The sequence below is a fragment of the Microcystis sp. M53603_WE2 genome, assembly GCF_030065435.1.
This window is the reverse complement of record NZ_JASJFF010000311.1, coordinates 1-3,089: the sequence shown is the minus strand read 5'-3', so window position 1 is coordinate 3,089 and position 3,089 is coordinate 1. Positions and strand designations below refer to the sequence as shown.

Sequence of the window (3,089 nt, the reverse complement as noted above, 5' to 3'; positions counted from 1 at the left end):
CAATCACTAGAGTTATTATGGAAAGACCGCCAAGATTTCTATGCTTTTGGTAATCTGACTATTTATTACAGCCCTAATCAACGTCAAGCAAAATATTTTAGGGGTCCTGATTTTTTTGTGGTGTTGGGAGTAGCAAGAAAACCGCGGAAAAGTTGGGTAGTGTGGGAAGAAGAGGGGAAATATCCCCATGTCATCATCGAGATTTTGTCTGATTCAACGGCAGAAACTGATCGAGGTCTCAAGAAAGAAATTTATCAGGAAACTTTCCGGACTCCTAACTATTTTTGGTTTGATCCCAATAGTTTAGAATTTAAGGGGTTTCAGTTGATGGTAGGAAAATACGAAGAAATTGCAGCGAATGAACAGGGTTGGTTATGGAGTCAACAGTTAGAATTATTTTTAGGGGTTCATGACAGCCAATTACGCTTTTTTACCCCTGAAGGTAAACTTGTTCCCACCCCTGAAGAAGTGGCAGAAAAGATGGCTCGGAAATTACAAGATTTAGGGATAGATTGGCGAGATTTGGCTTAAGTTTGACCTGAAATCTCGCTCAAGCCAGCTGAACTGCAACTTATGAAGTAATCTGCCCAAATGCTACAGTTAGGCGTTTTTACCGCAACAATAAACAAAAATCGAGCTATATTTGCCAGTTCTCGACATGATTTGCTATACTCCAAGAAGTAACTACATTCTTCCTCAGCCCCCAATGGGGGGCTTTTTCTTGGTAAAAAAGAAGCGATCGAAGGCTTATTTTGGCTCTTTTTTGCCTTTAAATCCGACTATTGAGCTTAAACCCACGGCAATTAAGCCTAATACAGTTGAAGGTTCGGGAATTTTATCTGTGTGACGCGCCCACTCTGCTTGGTCATCATAAGTGATAACAGAAAAGTGGCCGTCGTCATTATAAGTTCCTTTTCCCGATCCGATAAAAGACTCAAAACCAGTTGCGAGTACATTGCTGTCTGAATCGACTAATTTCCAGTAAAAGTCTAATGTGTTTGTCCAAGTGGCCATGTTATTACCAATGTCCATTATGGTCATAGATGAGACTGGTTGAGTGTGACTATCATCCAGCATTAAAAATACAATTTGATTGCCAAAATCAGGCACCGGTTTAACACTCTCCAAATTAAGAGATACAAATTGAAGACCTACAGTACATTTTCCATTTATGTCGAAATGGCAGTCATCTAATCGTTTTACTGCCGTATCAGTCCCTCCTGGCAAAATAGGAACTCCTTTAAAATATGTACGTCCATTCGGACCATTTCGATCGAAATCAACCCATGTGTCCGAACCTTTAGGGGTGAAAAGATAATCGATTCCCGCCTTTATATCTACAGCTTCCGCCATTTCAGGCATCCCTAATAAAGCAACCCCCAAACCCACAGCACCAATGAGACCCGTAGTGACGGGTTTTAACCGAGTATTAATCATTTGACTGAAACTCCTTCGAGTAACTACATTCTTTCCTGCAATTTTACAGTAATAATTTTTCTTGTCAAGTCATCAATCAGGATAATTTATTAAGTTTTATTACACTATTTACCCGGGTAAGCGCAGCTCAAACGCTGTTGACAATTCGCCAATTTTGTCAGCCCCTTGCTGTGTAGGCATTTCAAATGATAGCAGTCAATCAGAATAGTTACAAACTCGACCTATTTGGTCGATTGTTGCTTAACAATTGAGAGGGCAAATTCTACCCAAATATACCCAAATCGCCCTCTAGGTTTATTTTGTCAAGGATTGTTAAGATGCGCTTGCCGTGACTATCTACACTTCCTATCCCTCCTCTGACAGAAAAGGGATAACAAAACCCATCAGCTATCCTTAGTTGATCTAGCAAAAAGCCTTGAGAATATAATAGAGATAAAAAAGAGGAAAACCGATGATTACTATACGCAAAGCTGAGGAAAGAGGCCACGCTAACTATGGTTGGTTGGATACCTATCATACTTTTTCTTTTGCCCAATATTATGATCCCCAACAGATTAATTTTAGGAGTCTAAGAGTTATTAATGAGGATAAAGTGATTGGGGGAAAAGGATTTCACACCCACGGACACCACGATATGGAGATTTTAACCTATGTTTTGGAGGGAGAACTAGAACACCAAGACAGTCTCGGCACGGGTTCCGTGATTCGACACGGTGAAATTCAACGGATGAGCGCAGGAACAGGAATAAAACACAGTGAATTTAATCATTCTGCCACTAATCCCCTCCATCTCCTGCAAATCTGGATTATTCCCGACAAAAAAGACCTAGAACCCAGTTATGAACAAAAAGCGATCGAATTTTCTCCCCATACCTTACAATTAATCGCCTCCCCTACGGGTAATGGTAATGCGGTTAAAGTCCATCAAGATGTTAATCTCTATGCGGGAATTTTGCCCCTAGACCAGTCCCTCACCCATTCCTTAGATGGAGGTCGTTATGCCTGGTTACAGGTGGCTAGAGGGCAAATAACCGTGAATGGCGTGCATTTACAAGCGGGGGATGGAGCGGCAATTAGCGAGGAAACTTCCTTGGCTATTCAATCTCTAGAAGACTCGGAAATTTTGCTTTTTGACCTAGGGTAGTGGGGTTGAGTGTTAGGAACCCTAGTGGCTAAGTTTTGCCGCCAATTCCCCGGCCGACTTTCAGCCATCAATACTGTCCACCACGCTGAGAAAATCGTTATGGATTAACTCGGCGATAAAATTCTCCGGATCAGTAATAGGAACAGTAACGCCTTGGCTGGCTACCATCTGTGCAGCCAGCCGAGTCATGAATTCCTGTCTTGTTTCCGTCATTCTACCCTGACATTGTTGTAATTTTTCCACCAATTCCAGTGGGGAATCGGCCACCAGTTTATATCCCTCGCGGGTGACATAAATTGTCATCTTTCCTACCTCCTAAATGATCGGGAACGAGAATTCGGCACTACTAAACTACTTCTTTTCTCGCTATCATTATTGCCAGTTAGTTAGGGCTTGCTGAATAAATCTAAAAACCTTGTTGGGTAAGACTTTTAGACCTTTTGTCAATCAAAAAGTACTGGATCTGGGAGTGATCGGGGGGAAATTTAGGCACTTTTTCCCTGAAAAT

Annotated in this window: 4 protein-coding genes; 2 read left to right on the top strand and 2 right to left on the bottom strand. The window is 41.6% G+C overall.

Annotated elements, in window-relative coordinates; genetic code table 11:
• The coding region (locus PX481_RS06745; protein WP_288094077.1) for a Uma2 family endonuclease at nucleotides 1-531 on the top strand (531 nt) is incomplete at its 5' end.
• Between the two features lie 216 nt (nucleotides 532-747).
• Here the strand turns inward: PX481_RS06745 and PX481_RS06740 are convergent.
• The gene (locus tag PX481_RS06740; RefSeq protein WP_288094076.1) at nucleotides 748-1,437 is read right to left on the bottom strand and encodes a PEP-CTERM sorting domain-containing protein; all 690 of its coding nucleotides are present in this window, start codon (nucleotides 1,435-1,437) and stop codon (nucleotides 748-750) included.
• A 451-nt stretch (nucleotides 1,438-1,888) separates the two neighbouring features.
• Between PX481_RS06740 and PX481_RS06735 the strand changes: the two genes are divergently transcribed.
• On the top strand, nucleotides 1,889-2,581 hold the full coding sequence (locus PX481_RS06735) for a pirin family protein (protein WP_288094074.1): 693 nt from the start codon (nucleotides 1,889-1,891) through the stop codon (nucleotides 2,579-2,581).
• 60 nt (nucleotides 2,582-2,641) lie between these two features.
• On the opposite strand, the gene PX481_RS06730 is transcribed toward PX481_RS06735, so the two are convergent.
• On the bottom strand, nucleotides 2,642-2,884 hold the full coding sequence (locus tag PX481_RS06730) for a hypothetical protein (RefSeq protein WP_288026830.1): 243 nt from the start codon (nucleotides 2,882-2,884) through the stop codon (nucleotides 2,642-2,644).
• Between the last annotated feature and the right edge of the window lie 205 nt (nucleotides 2,885-3,089).